Source organism: Pseudomonas sp. TNT3, from assembly GCF_010095445.2.
GTDB lineage: Bacteria > Pseudomonadota > Gammaproteobacteria > Pseudomonadales > Pseudomonadaceae > Aquipseudomonas.
In genome coordinates this window covers 1-17,019 of sequence record NZ_WFGV02000068.1, presented here as the reverse complement: position 1 = coordinate 17,019, position 17,019 = coordinate 1, and the positions used below count along the sequence as shown (strand labels likewise).

The 17,019-nt window shown below is 60.2% G+C and carries 14 protein-coding genes, 1 other RNA gene and 1 pseudogene; 9 read left to right on the top strand and 7 right to left on the bottom strand.

The features are described 5' to 3' along the window. Positions 1-111: 111 nt before the first annotated feature. The 4 genes from zipA to ffs all read left to right on the top strand — a co-directional run bounded on the left by zipA (position 112) and on the right by ffs (position 5,300). Complete coding sequence (gene zipA, locus GBC55_RS26515; RefSeq protein ID WP_162440788.1) at positions 112-966, top strand: cell division protein ZipA; 855 nt, start codon at positions 112-114, stop codon at positions 964-966. Positions 967-1,135: 169 nt separating this feature from the next. Next, the gene (ligA, locus tag GBC55_RS26510) at positions 1,136-3,493 is read left to right on the top strand and encodes an NAD-dependent DNA ligase LigA (protein WP_162440787.1); all 2,358 of its coding nucleotides are present in this window, start codon (positions 1,136-1,138) and stop codon (positions 3,491-3,493) included. A gap of 192 nt (positions 3,494-3,685) precedes the next feature. After that, the gene (locus tag GBC55_RS26505; RefSeq protein WP_162440786.1) at positions 3,686-4,852 is read left to right on the top strand and encodes a putative zinc-binding metallopeptidase; all 1,167 of its coding nucleotides are present in this window, start codon (positions 3,686-3,688) and stop codon (positions 4,850-4,852) included. 351 nt (positions 4,853-5,203) lie between these two features. After that, positions 5,204-5,300, top strand: an RNA gene (ffs, locus tag GBC55_RS26500) — signal recognition particle sRNA small type. Between the two features lie 121 nt (positions 5,301-5,421). On the opposite strand, the gene GBC55_RS26495 is transcribed toward ffs, so the two are convergent. Continuing rightward, a complete protein-coding gene (locus tag GBC55_RS26495) occupies positions 5,422-6,159 on the bottom strand; it encodes a transporter substrate-binding domain-containing protein (RefSeq protein ID WP_162440785.1) in 738 nt (245 codons plus the stop codon). Between the two features lie 143 nt (positions 6,160-6,302). Between GBC55_RS26495 and dnaX the strand changes: the two genes are divergently transcribed. From dnaX to GBC55_RS26470, 5 genes are all read left to right on the top strand, one after another. Further along, positions 6,303-8,372, top strand: coding sequence for a DNA polymerase III subunit gamma/tau (dnaX, locus tag GBC55_RS26490; RefSeq protein ID WP_247267013.1), 2,070 nt, complete (start codon positions 6,303-6,305; stop codon positions 8,370-8,372). Positions 8,373-8,439: 67 nt separating this feature from the next. Continuing rightward, the gene (locus GBC55_RS26485; RefSeq protein ID WP_162441061.1) at positions 8,440-8,778 is read left to right on the top strand and encodes a YbaB/EbfC family nucleoid-associated protein; all 339 of its coding nucleotides are present in this window, start codon (positions 8,440-8,442) and stop codon (positions 8,776-8,778) included. A 364-nt stretch (positions 8,779-9,142) separates the two neighbouring features. Next, on the top strand, positions 9,143-10,177 hold the full coding sequence (locus tag GBC55_RS26480; RefSeq protein WP_162441062.1) for an NADP-dependent oxidoreductase: 1,035 nt from the start codon (positions 9,143-9,145) through the stop codon (positions 10,175-10,177). A 65-nt stretch (positions 10,178-10,242) separates the two neighbouring features. Beyond that, complete coding sequence (gene recR, locus GBC55_RS26475; protein ID WP_162441063.1) at positions 10,243-10,845, top strand: recombination mediator RecR; 603 nt, start codon at positions 10,243-10,245, stop codon at positions 10,843-10,845. Between the two features lie 183 nt (positions 10,846-11,028). Beyond that, positions 11,029-12,177, top strand: coding sequence for an acyl-CoA dehydrogenase family protein (locus tag GBC55_RS26470; protein ID WP_162441064.1), 1,149 nt, complete (start codon positions 11,029-11,031; stop codon positions 12,175-12,177). A 156-nt stretch (positions 12,178-12,333) separates the two neighbouring features. On the opposite strand, the gene GBC55_RS26465 is transcribed toward GBC55_RS26470, so the two are convergent. The 6 genes and pseudogenes from GBC55_RS26465 to GBC55_RS26440 all read right to left on the bottom strand — a co-directional run. Beyond that, on the bottom strand, positions 12,334-12,882 hold the full coding sequence (locus GBC55_RS26465) for an adenine phosphoribosyltransferase (RefSeq protein WP_027921719.1): 549 nt from the start codon (positions 12,880-12,882) through the stop codon (positions 12,334-12,336). Positions 12,883-12,960: 78 nt separating this feature from the next. After that, the gene (fnr, locus tag GBC55_RS26460) at positions 12,961-13,695 is read right to left on the bottom strand and encodes a fumarate/nitrate reduction transcriptional regulator Fnr (RefSeq protein ID WP_162441065.1); all 735 of its coding nucleotides are present in this window, start codon (positions 13,693-13,695) and stop codon (positions 12,961-12,963) included. Between the two features lie 94 nt (positions 13,696-13,789). Next, on the bottom strand, positions 13,790-15,172 hold the full coding sequence (gene hemN, locus GBC55_RS26455) for an oxygen-independent coproporphyrinogen III oxidase (RefSeq protein WP_162441068.1): 1,383 nt from the start codon (positions 15,170-15,172) through the stop codon (positions 13,790-13,792). A 257-nt stretch (positions 15,173-15,429) separates the two neighbouring features. Then, the gene (locus tag GBC55_RS26450; RefSeq protein WP_162441066.1) at positions 15,430-16,113 is read right to left on the bottom strand and encodes a sulfite exporter TauE/SafE family protein; all 684 of its coding nucleotides are present in this window, start codon (positions 16,111-16,113) and stop codon (positions 15,430-15,432) included. Continuing rightward, a complete protein-coding gene (ccoS, locus tag GBC55_RS26445; protein WP_162441067.1) occupies positions 16,106-16,324 on the bottom strand; it encodes a cbb3-type cytochrome oxidase assembly protein CcoS in 219 nt (72 codons plus the stop codon). The genes GBC55_RS26450 and ccoS overlap by 8 nt, the downstream gene beginning before the upstream one ends. 25 nt (positions 16,325-16,349) lie before the next feature. After that, a pseudogene (locus GBC55_RS26440) lies at positions 16,350-16,895 on the bottom strand (HAD-IC family P-type ATPase); the annotation flags it as partial. Positions 16,896-17,019 lie beyond the last annotated feature (124 nt).

The window sequence follows — 17,019 nt, the reverse complement described above, 5'->3', positions numbered from 1 at the left end:
ATGCGTGGGCAAAACGCCTGTCAGAACATAGAGTTGGCGCCACGTTTTAAAGCGGTTTGCGAGTTGTAAACCCCTTATTTTTCAGCATTTTTTATAGAGGCACGGGATTACATGGAAATCGGTCTGCGCGAGTGGCTGATCGTCATCGGCATTATTGTCATTGCCGGTATTCTTTTCGATGGCTGGCGCCGTATGCGCGGCGGCAAGGGGAAACTGAAGTTTCGTCTTGATCGAAACCTGTCCAATTTGCCGGACGAGGACACCAGCGCCGAGCTGTTGGGCCCGCCGCGTGTTCTGGATACCCATAAGGAACCGCAACTGGACGAGCATGACCTGCCGTCGGTGAGCATGCCTGCCCGTGAAGCCCGTGAATCGGGTTCCAAGCGTGGCAAGCGAGGTCACGGCGAGCCCTCTCAGGGCGACCTGAACCTTAACCTGGACCTTGATGGCGGACCGAGCTTCAGCAGCCGTGACGATGATTTCCCGGATGACACCAAGCCGTCCAGTTCGGCGGTGGAGCGGGATCAGCCGCAAGCTGAAGAAGTATTGGTGATCAGTGTGATCTGCCGCGACGCCGCGGGCTTCAAAGGGCCGGCACTGTTGCAGAACATTCTGGAGAGTGGCCTGCGTTTTGGCGAAATGGACATTTTCCACCGTCACGAAAGCATGGCCGGCAATGGCGAAGTCCTGTTCTCGATGGCCAACGCCGTCAAGCCAGGCATCTTCGACCTGGACGACATCGATCATTTCAGCACGCCGGCTGTGAGCTTCTTCCTCGGCCTGCCAGGTCCTCGTCATCCCAAGCAAGCTTTTGACGTGATGGTGGCAGCAGCTCGCAAGCTGTCCCAGGAGTTGAATGGTGAACTGAAGGACGACCAGCGCAGCGTGCTGACCGCCCAGACGATCGAGCATTACCGTCAGCGCATTGTTGAATTCGAACGTCGTGCCCTGACCCAGAAGCGATAAAGGCAAAAGATCGCAGCCTCGTTTCACTCGACAGCTCCTACAGCGATCGCGATGTTCTGTAGGCGCTGAGTAGGAGCTGTCGAGTGAAACGAGGCTGCGATCTTTTGATCCTAAATGAGATAGAACAGGAGCAGCCTCGGCTGCTTTTTTGCTTTATGAGAGAACACCCATGACCGCCGCCAAAAACCGCATTCAAGCGCTGCGCGCTGAGCTGGATCAGCACAACTATCGCTATCACGTGCTGGACGAGCCGAGCATTCCGGACGCCGAGTACGATCGGTTGTTCCATGAGCTCAAGGCCCTCGAAGTGGCCCATCCCGAATTGATCACCAGCGACTCGCCCACGCAGCGAGTGGGCAGCGCGGCGCTGTCGGCGTTCACTCAGGTGCGCCACGAAGTGCCGATGCTCAGTCTCGGTAACGCCTTCGAAGAAAACGACATGCGTGAATTCGATCGCCGGGTCACTGAAGGACTGGATCTGCCGGTCGGCGACCTGTTGGGTGGCGGGGCGGCGGTGGAGTACAGCTGCGAACCCAAGCTCGATGGCCTGGCGGTCAGTCTTTTGTATCAGGACGGCGTGCTGGTGCGCGGTGCTACGCGCGGCGATGGCACCACCGGTGAAGACATCAGCGTCAACGTGCGCACTGTGCGCAATATCCCGCTCAAGCTGCAGGGCACCGGCTGGCCCGCCACCCTGGAAGTGCGCGGCGAAGTCTTTATGTCCAAGGCCGGCTTCGAGCGGCTCAATGCCACGCAACTGGAAGTCGGCGGCAAGACCTTCGCCAACCCGCGCAACGCCGCGGCCGGCAGTTTGCGGCAGCTCGATTCAAAGATCACCGCCAACCGTCCACTGGAATTTTGCTGCTACGGCATCGGCCAGGTGTCGGCGGACATCGCCGACACCCACATCGGCAACTTGAAGCAGCTTCAGGCGTGGGGCATGCCGATCAGTCGTGAGCTGAAGCTCGCCCATGGCATCGATGAGTGCCTGGATTACTACCGCGACATCGGTGAGCGCCGCAACGATCTGGCCTATGAAATCGATGGCGTGGTGTTCAAGGTCAACAGCATTGCGTCACAGCGTGAACTGGGTTTCCGCGCGCGCGAACCGCGCTGGGCAATTGCCCATAAATTCCCGGCGATGGAAGAACTCACCGAGTTGCTCGACGTGGAATTCCAGGTCGGTCGCACTGGCGCGGTCACGCCCGTGGCGCGCTTGAAACCGGTCAAGGTGGCTGGCGTCACTGTGGCCAACGCCACCCTGCATAACATGGATGAAGTGGCGCGCCTGGGCTTGATGATTGGCGACACGGTGATCATCCGCCGTGCCGGTGATGTGATCCCGCAAGTGGTGCAAGTGGTCCTTGAGCGTCGCCCTGACGATGCGCGGCCGGTGCACATTCCGCAGCAGTGCCCGGTCTGCGGCTCCCACGTCGAGCGCACGCAACTGGTCAAACGCAGCAAGGGTCGTGAGACCGTCAGTGAAGGCGCGGTGTATCGCTGCGTCGGTCGCCTGGCCTGCGGTGCGCAACTCAAGCAGGCGATTATCCATTTCGTCTCCCGTCGTGCTTTGGACATTGAGGGGCTGGGCGACAAGAGCGTCGAGCAACTGGTGGATGAAGGCCTGGTGAATTCGCCCGCTGACCTGTACGCCCTGACGTTTGAACAGGTCGTCGACCTGGAAGGCTTCGCCGAGCTGTCGAGTAAAAAGCTGCTCAGCGCCATCGAAGACAGCAAGAAGCCGAGCCTGGCGCGCTTTATCTACGCCCTCGGGATTCCCGATGTCGGCGAAGAGACGGCCAAGGTGCTGGCGCGTTCTCTCGGCTCGCTGGAGCGTGTGCAGCAGGCCTTGCCGCAAGTACTCACCTACTTGCCGGATGTCGGCCTGGAAGTGGCTCATGAGATTCATAGCTTCTTCGAAGACGCGCATAACCAGCAGGTGATCGCTGATCTGCTTAAGCACGGCATGCAGATTCAGGATCAAGGTGAGCTGGGCGCCGAGTTCGCCGCCAGCACCACCCTGGGTGGTTTCCTCGACAAGCTGCACATTCCTTCGGTGGGCCCGGGTGGTGCACAGAAGCTGGCAGACAAGTTTGGTTCACTGGAAGCGGTGATGAGCGCCGACTGGCTGGACATGCGCCAGACGCTGCCGGAGAAACAGGCGAATTCGGTTCGGGCGTTTTTTGCAGTCGCCGAGAATCGACAGATCGCTGAAGCTGCCGAGAAGCAACTGCGCGATTTCGGCATGCACTGGCAGAGCGAGAAAAAAGTGGTCGAAGGTTTGCCGCTGGCAGGGCAGACCTGGGTGCTGACCGGCTCGCTCGAGTTGATGAGTCGGGATATAGCCAAGGACAAGCTGGAAAGCCTGGGCGCCAAGGTGGCGGGTTCGGTGTCGGCCAAGACTCATTGCGTGGTGGCAGGTCCGGGTGCCGGTTCGAAGTTGGCCAAGGCAAATGAGTTGGGGTTGAAGGTGCTGGATGAAGAGGCGTTTGTCGCGTTTTTGAGTTCGCATGGCATTTCGATCTGACGCGCTCAAGATCAAAAGATCGCAGCCTGCGGCAGCTCCTACAGGGATGTGTATGCAATTCGTTGGAAGGTGCGATTCCGCTTTTGTAGGAGCTGCCGCAGGCTGCGATCTTTTGATTGCACCACGCATGGCGTTGGAACCAACTTCTCGCGGCAATGATCTAGTCTTGGCAAGCCCCAGGGAGAGATCGCCATGTACCGCTTCTTCGAACAACTCAGCTCACGCATCGCCGCGCCTTTCATCAGTGGAAGTTCGCGCAACAGCAAGGTGTGGCAATGCCGCTGCGGGCAGGCGCTGTTCTTTCGCAACAGCCAGTGCCTGGCGTGTTCGGCAATGCTCGGGTATCAGCCGGAGAAAAGCCGGTTATCGTCGTTGCAACCAGGGCCGCAAGTCGATACCTGGGTCCTCGACGCCGAGCCCGACGCGGGGCTGTTCCGTCGCTGTGCCAACCTCGATTCCCCGGCCGCCTGTAACTGGTTGCTGGCGGCGGATGACCACAATGCGTTGTGCATCGCCTGCAGCCTGAACCACACCATCCCCGATCTCTCCATTCCCGAGAACCCTGAGCGCTGGCGCAAGGTCGAGACGGCCAAGCGTCGTCTGGTCGCTCAACTGGTCAGCCTCGGTTTGCAGGTGATTCCCAAGACCGTCCACGAAGAGACCGGACTGGCTTTCGATTTCATCGGCGTCGATCTCGAAGGCACACCACCCACTACCGGTCACGCCAACGGTCTGATCACCCTGGACATCAAGGAAGCCGACGATGTCCACCGCGAGAAAATCCGCGTACAGATGCACGAGCCATATCGCACGCTGCTCGGGCATTTTCGTCATGAGGTCGGGCATTACTACTGGGACCGCTTGATCGCCAACAGCCACTGGCTGGAACCGTTCAGAAGCCTGTTCGGTGATGAGCGTCAGAGCTATGCCGATGCGCTTGAGCGCCATTACCAGCAAGGTGCGCCGCTGGACTGGCAGCAACATGCCGTCAGTGCCTATGCCACCATGCATCCGTGGGAAGACTGGGCCGAGACCTGGGCTCACTACCTGCACATGATGGACGCGGTGGACACCGCCCTCGGATTTGGCATGAGCGCCCGGGAAATGGATTTCGACTACCAGCCGTTTCCCCCCGAAACCTTGTATGACCCACAGCACCCCGGTGGCGCAGCGTTCCTGTCGTTCGTGAACGCGTGGATCGAGCTTGCGGGCATGCTCAACGAGTTGTCGAGCAGCATGGGTCAGCCGGATTTCTATCCGTTCGTCCTGCCGCCAGCAGTGATCGCCAAGCTGCACTTCATACACCTGGTGATTCAGGAAGAGGGCGGCAAAGCGGATGAGGTGGTGCAGGTTCTGTAGCCACTACAGGCCCGAAGCAAAACATCAATCCTTGTAGCACCACCGATCCTTGTACCAGCTGGCGAAGCCTGCGTCCGGCTGCGCAGCAGTCGTAAAACCATACACTGCGGTGTAACAGGAGAACCGTGTTTACCGGATTTACGACTGCTGCGCAGCCGGACGCAGGCTTCGCCAGCTGCTACAGGTGTTCTGTGTGCCGGGTGTTGCGTTAACCGAATGTCAAACATTTTGGCAATGGCGCATGTCATTGACCGGCCTCATATTTTTTAATCTGCTCGAACGGTTGTAACTTCGTCTCAGATAGGTACAATGGCGCGGCTCGCCGTCAGGTGAGCGTCGTTATGGTGACCCCATCGGTCCCCCCGCAACGATTACCCGTGAACCTGGTCAGATCCGGAAGGAAGCAGCCACAGCGGGAACATTGTGTGCCGGGGTGTGGCTGGTGGGGTTGCCTCCATAACGCCCCGCGAGAGTCCTCTCGCGTTATCTGAAAAAAATACTTTTATGCTGTGTCTGCCATGGGTGTTGTCCAGGCGGCCTTTTGCAGTGTCCGGGTTTTGACTTCAGGGCTAAGGCTGGCCGATGTACAGGCGGATGATGTCGTCGATCTCCCCGGACATTTTCATCCGCACCAACGTACGCAGAATTCGTTGCACAGGCACCTTGGGGTCGTTGCGCACGTAGCAACCCACGCGCTGCTCCTGCAGCAATGCCACGCTTTGCAGGTGCCGCTCAGGCAGCAGGCGCTGGTTGAACCAGTCCAGAGCCCACTGATTACTCACCGCGTAGCGATAGCGACCCGCCATGAGCTTTTCCAGCACTTGTTCCTGATTGCGTGCGTCTTCGCGCTGCAATTTATCCGCGTCGAACAACGGTTGCAGGGTGGGGTAGGTGTAGCTGCGGACGGTGCCGATGGATTGTCGTGGCAGGTTTGCCGGGATCACCGCGGTCAGCGGGTCTGGCCGGCTGATCAACACGTCAGGCTGAACCCAGAGCGGGATGCTCCATATGTAGTCGCCGGACTGATTCGGCAGCCAAGACTGCGCGGCATAGCAGCGCACGTCGACCTCACCGTGCTCCATGGCGCCCTGCACCCGCGCCCGGGGCAATACATGAAATTCGGCAGGGACACCCACTTGGGTCGCCAGGCTCAACATCACGTCGTACAAAATGCCCTGCGTCGGTCGCCCTGATTCGAATTGCACCATCGGCATACTCCAGCTATCGGGCACCACGAAGCGCAATGGCGCTTCTGCAGCTACGCCACTCAAACTGATCAAGCACAATGCCCCCAAGGCACACCGCATAAACGCTCCGGTACGGCTGAATCCCGAGCCTTTGAAAGCTCCCTGAATGCATCTTAGCCAGATTAGACGAGCACACCGGATGCAATTTTAGCCTTGCTCCGCTAGCATTAGCCGCTTCTGCTTCCCAGTGGCGACGGTTTTCGATGAGTTATCAGGTTCTTGCACGTAAATGGCGTCCGCGCTCGTTCCGCGAAATGGTCGGCCAGACCCATGTGCTCAAGGCTCTGATCAATGCCTTGGACAGCCAGCGGCTGCACCACGCCTACCTGTTTACCGGTACGCGCGGCGTCGGCAAGACCACCATCGCGCGGATCATCGCCAAATGCCTGAACTGTGAAACAGGCATCACCTCGACGCCGTGCGGCGAGTGTTCGGTGTGCCGCGAGATCGACGAAGGTCGCTTCGTCGACCTGATCGAGATCGACGCCGCGAGCCGGACCAAGGTCGAGGACACCCGCGAGCTGCTCGACAACGTGCAATACGCGCCAAGCCGTGGGCGCTTCAAGGTCTACCTGATCGACGAAGTGCACATGCTCTCCAGCCATTCCTTCAATGCGCTGCTGAAGACCCTTGAAGAGCCGCCGCCCTACGTCAAGTTCATCCTGGCGACCACCGACCCGCAGAAACTTCCTGCAACGATTCTGTCGCGGTGCCTGCAGTTCTCCCTGAAAAACATGACACCGGAACGTGTGGTCGAGCATTTGACCCACGTACTGGGCGTCGAGAACGTGCCGTTTGAAGACGACGCCCTGTGGTTGCTGGGTCGCGCCGCCGACGGTTCGATGCGCGATGCCATGAGCCTGACCGATCAGGCCATTGCCTTCGGTGAAGGCAAGGTCATGGCGGCGGATGTGCGGGCAATGCTCGGCACTCTCGACCACGGTCAGGTCTTCGACGTTCTGCATTCGCTGATCGAAGGCGATGCCAAGGCGTTACTCGAAGCCGTCCGTCACCTGGCCGAGCAAGGTCCGGACTGGAATGGCGTGCTCTCGGAAATTCTCAACGTGCTGCACCGTGTCGCGATTGCCCAGGCCTTGCCTGAGGGTGTCGACAACGGTCACGGCGACCGCGACCGGGTGCTGGCCCTGGCCCAGGCCTTGCCAGCTGAAGACGTGCAGTTCTACTACCAGATGGGCCTGATCGGTCGTCGCGATCTGCCGCTGGCGCCGGACCCTCGTGGCGGCTTCGAAATGGTCCTGCTGCGAATGCTCGCCTTCCGGCCGGCGGACACGGCGGACGCCCCGAGGCAACCGCTAAAGCCAGTGGGGATCAGCCAGGCCACAGTTGATTCCGCAAATTCAGTGGCTGCCGCGCCGGTTGTTGCGCCGGTAGTCGCTACGGCAGTTGCACCGGTCATCCCTGCGCCTGTTACTGCGCCAGTGCCCGTTCCTCAGCCCGTTGCGCCCGTCGTCGAGCCTGAGCCGGTGGTCGAGCCTGTAGCGGTCGAACCGGTCGTCGACCTGCCCTGGAATGACCCGGTCGAACCTGAAGTCATTCAGCAGCCCGCTGTCGAGCCCATGCTGGATACCGCCAGCGAGCAGCCCGAACTGCCGCCGATGCCCCTGCCGACGCCCGACAGCGTTGTGCCGGACGCGCCGGAATGGGCGGCTGCACCGATTCCTGAGCCCACCGTGGCGCAAGTCGATGCTGCCACGCCGGGCGTGGACCTCGATGACGAGCCGCCACTGGACGAAGACTACATCGAGCCGGACATCGATTCGGCCTACAGCTACCTCGACGAACTGGCCAGCGAACATGCCGCCGAGCCTGCACCGGAGCCCGAGCCAGAACCGGCGGCCATGCCGGCCACCGGTCTGGCCCTGCAGTGGCTTGAGCTGTTCCCGAAATTGCCGATCTCCGGCATGACGGGCAGCATCGCCGCCAACTGCACGTTGATTTCGATCGAGGGCGACCACTGGCTGATGCACCTGGACCCGGCCCACAGCGCCTTGTTCAACGCGACCCAGCAGCGCCGTCTCAACGATGCATTGAACCAGTACCACGGGCGTACGCTATCCCTGAGCATGGAATTGATCAAGCCTGAGCAGGAAACCCCTGCTCAGGCTGCGTCCCGGCGCCGGGTCAACCGTCAGCGCGAGGCGGAGGAGTCGATCCACGGTGATCCGTTCATCCAGCAAATGATGCAGCAGTTCGGTGCGGTCATCCGTAACGATACTATTGAACCTGTCGAAGCCCTGGTCAGTCAGGGCTAATAACTGAAGGTGTTCGGCCGCAAGCGTCGGGCGCCGTTTTTATCCAAGTACTTTTGAGGTGATTCCCATGATGAAAGGTGGCATGGCCGGCCTGATGAAGCAGGCGCAGCAGATGCAGGAAAAAATGGCCAAGATGCAGGAAGAGCTGGCCAACGCCGAAGTCACCGGCAAAGCCGGTGGCGATATGGTCACCGTGGTCATGACCGGTCGTCACGACGTGAAGCGCGTGACCATCGACCCAAGCATGGTTGAAGGCCTGAGCGAAGACGACCGGGAGATGCTGGAGGCTGTTTTCGCCGCCGCCGTCAACGACGCCGTCCGCAAGATCGAAGCCAATAGCCAGGACAAAATGTCCGGCGTAACCGCTGGCATGCAACTGCCGCCGGGAATGAAACTGCCATTCTGATTCGCCAAAACGCGTCAGATGGGCTACAAAAAAATGCCAGGCACCGCGCCTGGCATTTTTGTTTCTGCCTGATGAGATTCGGTGTTCATGACGCCGTAATCGCGAGCAGGCTCACTCCCACAGGTGACCGGGTTCCAATGTGGGAGGCACCGCGCCTCGCATTTTTGTTTCTGCCTGATGAGATTCGGTATCCATAAGGCCGTAATCGCGAGCAGGCTCACTCCCACAGGTGACCGGGTTCCAATGTAGGAGTGAGCCTGCTCGCGATGAAGTCGACCCGGTCTCGGGCAGAAACATCGAACGCCATACCGCCACAACGGTCTGCTCCCTATACCCCCAAATTCACGATCAAGGAGACGCTCACATGCCAGACGCATTGACCCTCAACCAACGTATCGTCCTGGCGTCACGCCCGGTAGGCGCGCCGACGCCGGAGAATTTTCGCCTGGAGCGCGAGGCGTTGCCCGACCTGGCCGACGGTCAGCTGCTGCTCAAGACCCTCTACCTGTCGCTTGATCCTTACATGCGCGGACGCATGAGTGACGCACCGTCCTATGCCGCTCCGGTCGAAATCGACGAGGTCATGACCGGTGGCGCTGTCAGCCGGGTCGAGCGCTCGCGCAATCCGAAATTCCATGAAGGTGATCTGGTGGTTGGCGCGACGGGCTGGCAAAGCCACAGCATCAGCGACGGGCGCAATGTCATTCCGGTGCCGTCCGGGCTGCCGAGTCCGTCGATGGCGCTGGGTGTGCTCGGCATGCCCGGAATGACTGCCTACATGGGCCTGATGGACATCGGCCAACCACAAGCCGGCGAGACGCTGGTGGTTGCCGCCGCGTCGGGTGCTGTCGGTTCCGTGGTCGGCCAGGTAGCGAAGATCAAAGGCTTGCGCGTGGTCGGTGTGGCCGGCGGCGCAGAGAAGTGCCGGTATGTGGTCGAAGAGCTGGGGTTCGACGCCTGCATCGACCACAAGGCCGAGAACTTCTCGCATGAGCTGGCCCTGGCGTGCCCCAAAGGCGTCGACATCTACTACGAAAACGTCGGTGGCAAAGTGTTCGATGCCGTGCTGCCGCTGCTGAATGCAAAGGCGCGGATACCTCTTTGCGGTCTGATTGCCGGCTACAACGCCCATGAAGCGCCCACTGGCCCGGATCGCCTGCCGCAGTTGCAGCGCACGCTGCTGACCAAGCGAGTGCGTATTCAGGGTTTCATCGTGTTTGACGACTACGGTGATCGCCAGCCGGAATTCGTAAGCGCCATGGCGCCGTGGGTCCGTGATGGGAAGGTGAAATTCCGCGAAGACGTGGTCGATGGCCTGGAAAACGCCCCCGAGGCGTTCATCGGCCTCCTGGAAGGACGCAACTTCGGCAAACTGGTCGTACGGGTTGCCCAAGACTGAGTAATTGACGCTAAAGAGAGGCGCGGGTATAAACCGCGTCTCGTTGATTTGTCGGACGTTTCCCCATGAGCTTCAGCCCTTTGATTCGCCAACTGATCGATGCCCTGCGAACGTTGCCGGGTGTGGGTCAGAAAACCGCCCAGCGCATGGCGTTGCAGTTGCTCGAGCGTGATCGCAGCGGCGGCTCGCGACTGGCCCTGGCCCTCAGCCAGGCCATGGAAGGGGTCGGTCACTGCCGGATGTGCCGCACGCTGACCGAAGAAGACCTGTGCCCGCAATGCGCCGACACCCGTCGTGACGACACCTTGCTCTGTGTGGTGGAAGGGCCGATGGATGTTTACGCGGTAGAACAGACCGGTTTCCGGGGGCGCTATTTCGTGCTCAAGGGCCACCTGTCGCCTCTCGATGGACTGGGGCCAGAGGCCATCGGGATTCCCCAGCTGCTGGCCCGCATCGAAGAGGCCGGCACATTTACCGAAGTCATCCTGGCCACCAACCCGACGGTGGAAGGTGAGGCCACGGCGCACTACATCGCCCAACTCCTCAGCAACAAGGGCCTGATCGCTTCGCGGATTGCCCATGGCGTGCCGTTGGGTGGGGAATTGGAGCTGGTGGATGGCGGGACGCTGGCGCATTCGTTTGCCGGGCGTAAGCCGATCGCTTTGTAGTGCTTGTACTGACGCCATCGCTAGCAGGCTAGCTCCCACATAGGAATTAGGGTGCTCACAAAATCCCTGTGGGAGCTAGCCTGCTAGCGATGCAAACACCTCGGTCCATCTGAATCACACATTCCTGTTGAAAACCAAGCAAGCGCTCGGTTAACTTCGCTGAACCTTCAGTGGAGTTCGCCGATGCCTGCCTTTCAGGAATACTTCGATCCCAGCCACCAATTGGTCCGTGACAGCGTCAGACGATTCGTCGAGCGTGAGATTCTCCCGGACATCGACCAATGGGAAGAAGCCGAAAGCTTTCCGCGGGAGCTCTATCTCAAGGCCGGTGCAGCCGGCATTTTAGGGATCGGTTATCCCGAGGCGTTGGGCGGCTCCCATGAAGGCGATCTGTTCGCCAAAATCGCTGCCAGTGAAGAGTTGATGCGTTGCGGCTCCGGAGGATTGGTGGCGGGGCTCGGCTCGCTGGACATCGGTCTGCCGCCGATTCTCAAGTGGGCCAGGCCTGAAGTGCGTGATCGCGTGGTGCCGCAGGTGCTGAGCGGGGAAAAGATCAGCGCCCTGGCCGTCACCGAGCCCAGCGGTGGCTCCGACGTCGCCAACCTGCAAACCCGCGCTGTCCGCGACGGCGATTTTTATCGGGTCAGCGGCAGTAAAACCTTTATCACCAGTGGCGTGCGCGCGGATCTTTATACCGTCGCGGTGCGCACGGGCGACCCCGGTTTCGGTGGTATCAGCCTGCTGCTGATCGAAAAAGGCACCCCCGGTTTCACGGTCGGTCGACAGCTCAAGAAAATGGGCTGGTGGGCGTCAGACACAGCGGAGCTGTTCTTCGACGATTGCCACATACCGGTAGGAAATTTGATCGGTGCCGAGAACATGGGCTTTGCCTGCATCATGGGCAATTTTCAAAGTGAGCGCCTTGCCTTGGCATTGATGGCCAACATGACCGCACAGCTAGCCCTGGAGGAGAGCCTGAAATGGGCCCGTCAGCGCGAGGCGTTCGGCAAACCCATCGGCAAATTCCAGGTGCTTAAGCACCGCCTCGCTGAAATGGCCACGGCACTGGAAGTCTCCCGGGAATTCACCTACCGCCAGGCGGCGAAAATGGCGGCGGGAAAGAGTGTGATCAAAGAAATTTCCATGGCCAAGAATTTCGCGACCGACACGGCGGATCGCATTACCAACGATGCGGTGCAGATTCTGGGGGGGATGGGGTACATGCGTGACAGCCTGGTGGAACGGTTGTATCGGGATAACCGGATTCTGTCGATCGGTGGGGGGACGCGGGAAGTGATGAACGAGATTATCAGTAAACAGATGGGGCTTTGAGGGGCATTTGTGGTGTTGCGGCTGACGCTATCGTCGGAATGCCGCCCAGAACAGGCTCACTCCTACATTGAATCGCTGTCGTACACGAAACCCGGTTACGACACGAATCAATTGTAGGAGTGAGCCTGCTCGCGATGAGGCCCTTGAGGCCGCCGCTTACTTATCCGTCAACGCAAATTGCGTCAGGCAAAAAGTGGGAATACCCATGTCTTCCAGGCGCTGCGATCCACCCAGCTCCGGCAGGTCTATAATCGCCGCCGCTTCATGCACCCGGGCGCCCATGCGACGAATCAGGTTCGCCGCTGCAATCAGGGTGCCGCCGGTGGCGATCAAGTCATCGAACATCACCACCGAATCGCCCTCGCACAGGCTGTCCGCGTGCACTTCCAGAAACGCTTCGCCGTACTCGGTCGCATAACCTTCGGCCAGCACGTCAGCAGGCAGTTTGCCTTGCTTGCGAAACAACACCAGCGGCTTGTTCAACTGATAGGCCAGTACCGAGCCAATCAGGAAGCCGCGCGCGTCCATCGCACCGATGTGCGTGAAATCGGCCTCGACATAACGGTGGGCGAAGCTGTCCATCACCAGGCGCAAGGCCGTCGGCGACTGAAACAGCGGGGTGATGTCACGAAAGATAACGCCCGGCTTCGGGAAGTCGATCACGGGGCGAATCAGGGATTTGATGTCGAAGGAGTCGAAGACCATCGTCGAGGTGTCCTGGCAGGCTGCAAACGTCGCAGTATAACGGCGGCTGAACCGTTTCGCTCAGCCGCCATCGCTGAATCAGCCGTCGAGTGAGCCGCCGGCCAACGCGCACAGCTGGATTGGGTCCAGGATGTGGATTTCCTTGCCTTCAGCGGCGATCAGCTCGTTTTGCTGGAAGCGCGTGAACACCCGGGACACGGTTTCCACCGCCAGACCCAGATAATTGCCGATTTCGTTGCGCGACATGCTCAGGCGGAACTGGTTAGCCGAAAAACCCCGGGCACGGAAGCGGGCCGAGAGGTTGACCAGGAACGTGGCGATGCGCTCGTCTGCGGTTTTCTTCGACAGCAGCAACATCATTTGTTGATCGTCGCGGATTTCGCGGCTCATCACGCGCATTAGCTGGCGGCGCAGCTGCGGCAATTGCACCGACAATTCGTCGAGGCGATCGAACGGGATTTCGCACACCGAGGTGGTTTCCATGGCTTGTGCCGAAACCGGGTACTTTTCGGTGTCCATGCCCGACAGGCCGACCAGTTCGCTCGGCAAGTGGAAACCGGTAAGTTGCTCTTCGCCGCCATCGCTCAGGCTGAAGGTCTTCAGGGCGCCGGAGCGGACTGCATAAACGGAATCGAACGTGTCGCCCTGGCGAAACAGGAACTCGCCTTTTTTCAACGGGCGGCCACGTTTAACAATGTCGTCCAGCGCATCCATGTCTTCCAGATTCAGGGAAAGTGGGAGGCACAGAGGTGCCAGGCTGCAATCCTTGCAATGGGCCTGGTTATGAGCGCGCAGCTTAACTGGCTCGGACATTTCTTCAATCCTTGTGGGAAAAAACACACATAAGACGTAAGGGTAACTCACGAGAGGACATTCAAGCCAGTCCGCGGCGATTTTGCCGCAGGTGTTAAATCACTCGCGAAAATCGCTGGCGGTTTTGCTGCTCCAGATACGCGTCGAACACCATGCACACCGAGCGCACCAGCAATCGCCCAGCGGGAAGCACGTTGATCCTGTCGTTATCGAGTTCGATCAAGCCGTCCTTGGCCATGGCTTGCAGCTGCGGCCAGAGTTCGCCGAAGTAGCCACGAAAATCAATGTTGAACGACCGCTCTATGTCGGAAAACTCCAGGTTGAACGTGCAGATCAGTTGCTGGATGACGGCGCGGCGTACACGGTCATCGGCATTGCACACCAGGCCGCGATTGGTGGCCAGTTGAGAAGAGGCGAGGGCGTTCTGGTACTGATTGAGATCGCTGCTGTTCTGGCAGTACAGGTCACCGATCTGACTGATGGCCGAGACGCCCAGGCCAATCAAATCGCAGTGACCGTGGGTGGTATAGCCCTGAAAGTTGCGTTGCAGGGTCGATTCTTCCTGGGCAATCGCCAGCTCGTCGTCGGGCAGGGCGAAGTGATCCATGCCGATGTAGCGATAACCGGCAGCGGTCAGTTGTTCGATCGTGCGCTGCAGCATCTCCAGCTTCTGTGCCGGTGTCGGCAGTTCGTCACTGTTGATTCGCCGTTGTGGCATGAAGCGTTCGGGCAAATGCGCGTAGTTGAATACTGAGAGACGATCGGGCTGCAGCGCGATGACTTCTTCAACGGTACGGGCAAAGTTTTCCGGCGTCTGCTTCGGCAAGCCGTAAATCAGGTCGATGTTGATCGAGCGAAACAGCAGAGTGCGCGCCGCATCGATGACCGCGCGGGTCTCTTCCAGGCTTTGCAGGCGATTCACCGCTCGCTGCACGGCGGGATCGAGGTCTTGCACGCCAATGCTGACGCGGTTGAAGCCCAATTCGCGCAGCAGTCCCATGGTGGACCAGTCGGCTTCGCGCGGGTCGATTTCAATCCCGTAGTCGCCGGAATCGTCGTCCAGCAAATTGAAGTATTTGCGCAAGTGCGCCATCAATTGGCGCAGCTCGTCATGACTGAGAAAAGTCGGCGTGCCGCCGCCGAAGTGCAATTGCTCGACCTTTTGCGCCGGGTCGAGGTGACACGCAATCAGCTGGATTTCCTGCTCCAGACGCTGCAAATAAGGCTGGGCTCGCCCGCGATCCTTGGTGATGACTTTGTTGCAGGCGCAGTAGTAGCAGATGTTCGCGCAAAACGGCACGTGCACATACACCGACAAGGGGCGCAGGGCTTTGCGGCTTTCGCGCAATGCATGGAACAGGTCGAACGTACCGACCAGCCCGTCGAATTGCACAGCGGTCGGATAAGAGGTGTAGCGCGGTCCCGCCAGGTCATAACGGCGGATCAGATCGGTGTCCCAACGAATGGCGTCGAGCATCATGCGGGCATTCCCCCGGATAGGCTGGCAGTGTTGGCGAGTCTAGGGGGCGAGGCGTTGGGGCATCTTGATTTGCATCAAGGTCGGGGATGTGAGTCGCAGGTGATGGCCCCATCGCGAGCAAGCTCGGCTCCCACAGGATTTTTTGTACGGGGAACACCGACCTGTAGCAGCTGCCGAAGGCTGCGTCCGCGCCGGGGTCGCAGCCTTCGGTAGCTGCTACAGGGGCGATGTGCACCGCTGTCGATGCTGCAGGGTCAGTGGCCCATGAGCCAGTGTTGATGCGGTCCGGGCAATGTCCACAGGCCGAACAGTATCACCAGCAATCCGCCGGTCATGCGCACGCTGCGTTCACGTAACAGTGCCGTTACCCGTTCGGCTGCCAGCCCCGTGGCGAGCAGTACGGGCCAGGTGCCGAGCCCGAACGCGAGCATCAGCAATGCACTGTCCAGCGCATTGCCCTGGCTCGCCGCCCACAACAGCGTGCTGTAAACCAGGCCGCACGGCAGCCAGCCCCACAGCGCGCCCAGCAGCAATGCCCGGGGCAGGCTCGACACCGGCAGCAGTTTGTTGGCAAGCGGCTGGATATGCCGCCACAGGCCGCGACCGAGGCTTTCAATGCGTGTCAGCCCGCTCCACCAGCCCGCCAGGTACAGCCCCATGGCGATCAGCAACAACCCGGCAATGACCCGCATGAACATCGCCGCCGGACTGTTGGCCACTGCCCAGCCCGCCAGGCCGATTAGCAAGCCGGCCGTTGCGTAGCTGAGGATGCGTCCGAGGTTATACGCCAGCAACAGCCGGAAGCGTCGGCTGCGTTGCTCCTTGGGAATGGCCAGGGTCAACGCGCCCATCAGGCCGCCACACATGCCCAGGCAATGCCCGCCACCGAGCAGACCCAGAATGACCGCAGACACCAGCAGTGGCGCCAAATCAAGCATGGGGCGGTGCCTTGTCTTCCGGTTTGGCCGGGTGGCCGCTGATTTCGTCGACGGCAGCCTGGTGCTTAGGGTCCTGGTCGTCGAACAAAATACTGTGGGCCGGGCCGTCGAGGTCGTCGTACTGACCGCTGTCGACTGCCCAGAAGAAGATGTAAATCGCGATGCCCACGATCAGCAGCGCGGCCGGGATCATCACGTATAAGGCTGGCATGGGTTCAACTCCATGCCCGCGCGGCTCAGGCCGGCAGCGGGCGGGTTTCTGGCGTGGCACGGACGGTCGGCGTACTCGGCAGGCGAGTCAGGCGCAACGCGTTCAGCACCACGGTCAACGAACTGATGGACATGCCGATCGCGGCCCATACCGGCGTGATCCAGCCGAGGGCGGCGAACGGCAACATGAGGCCATTGTACAACCCGGCCCACAATAGATTCTCGATGATCACCCGACGGGTTCGCCGAGCGAGGCTGAAGGCCTGTACCAGGGCATCCAGACGGTTCGACAGCAGCACCGCATCCGCGCTGGTTTTTGCCAGATCGGTCGCCGATCCCATGGCGACGCTGATGTCCGCCGCAGCGAGTACCGGCACATCGTTGACCCCGTCTCCGAGCATCAACACTTTGCGGCCTTCCTTGTGCAGTTGTCGCAGGACTTGAAGTTTGTCGTCCGGCCGCAAGCCGCCACGGGCTTCATCGATGCCCAGTTCGGCGGCAACGCTGGCGACCATGGGCGAGCTGTCGCCGGACAGCAACAGCGTGCGCCAGCCACGGGCCTTGCACGCAGCTCAAGAGACTAAGCCCCGCTTCCGATACAGGACACTGGACACATCAGACAAAAAATAAGACGATCCAGCCGTCTCGTGACCACTTTCCCCTATAAGAATAAAGTTGAATTATGTCTAACCGAGC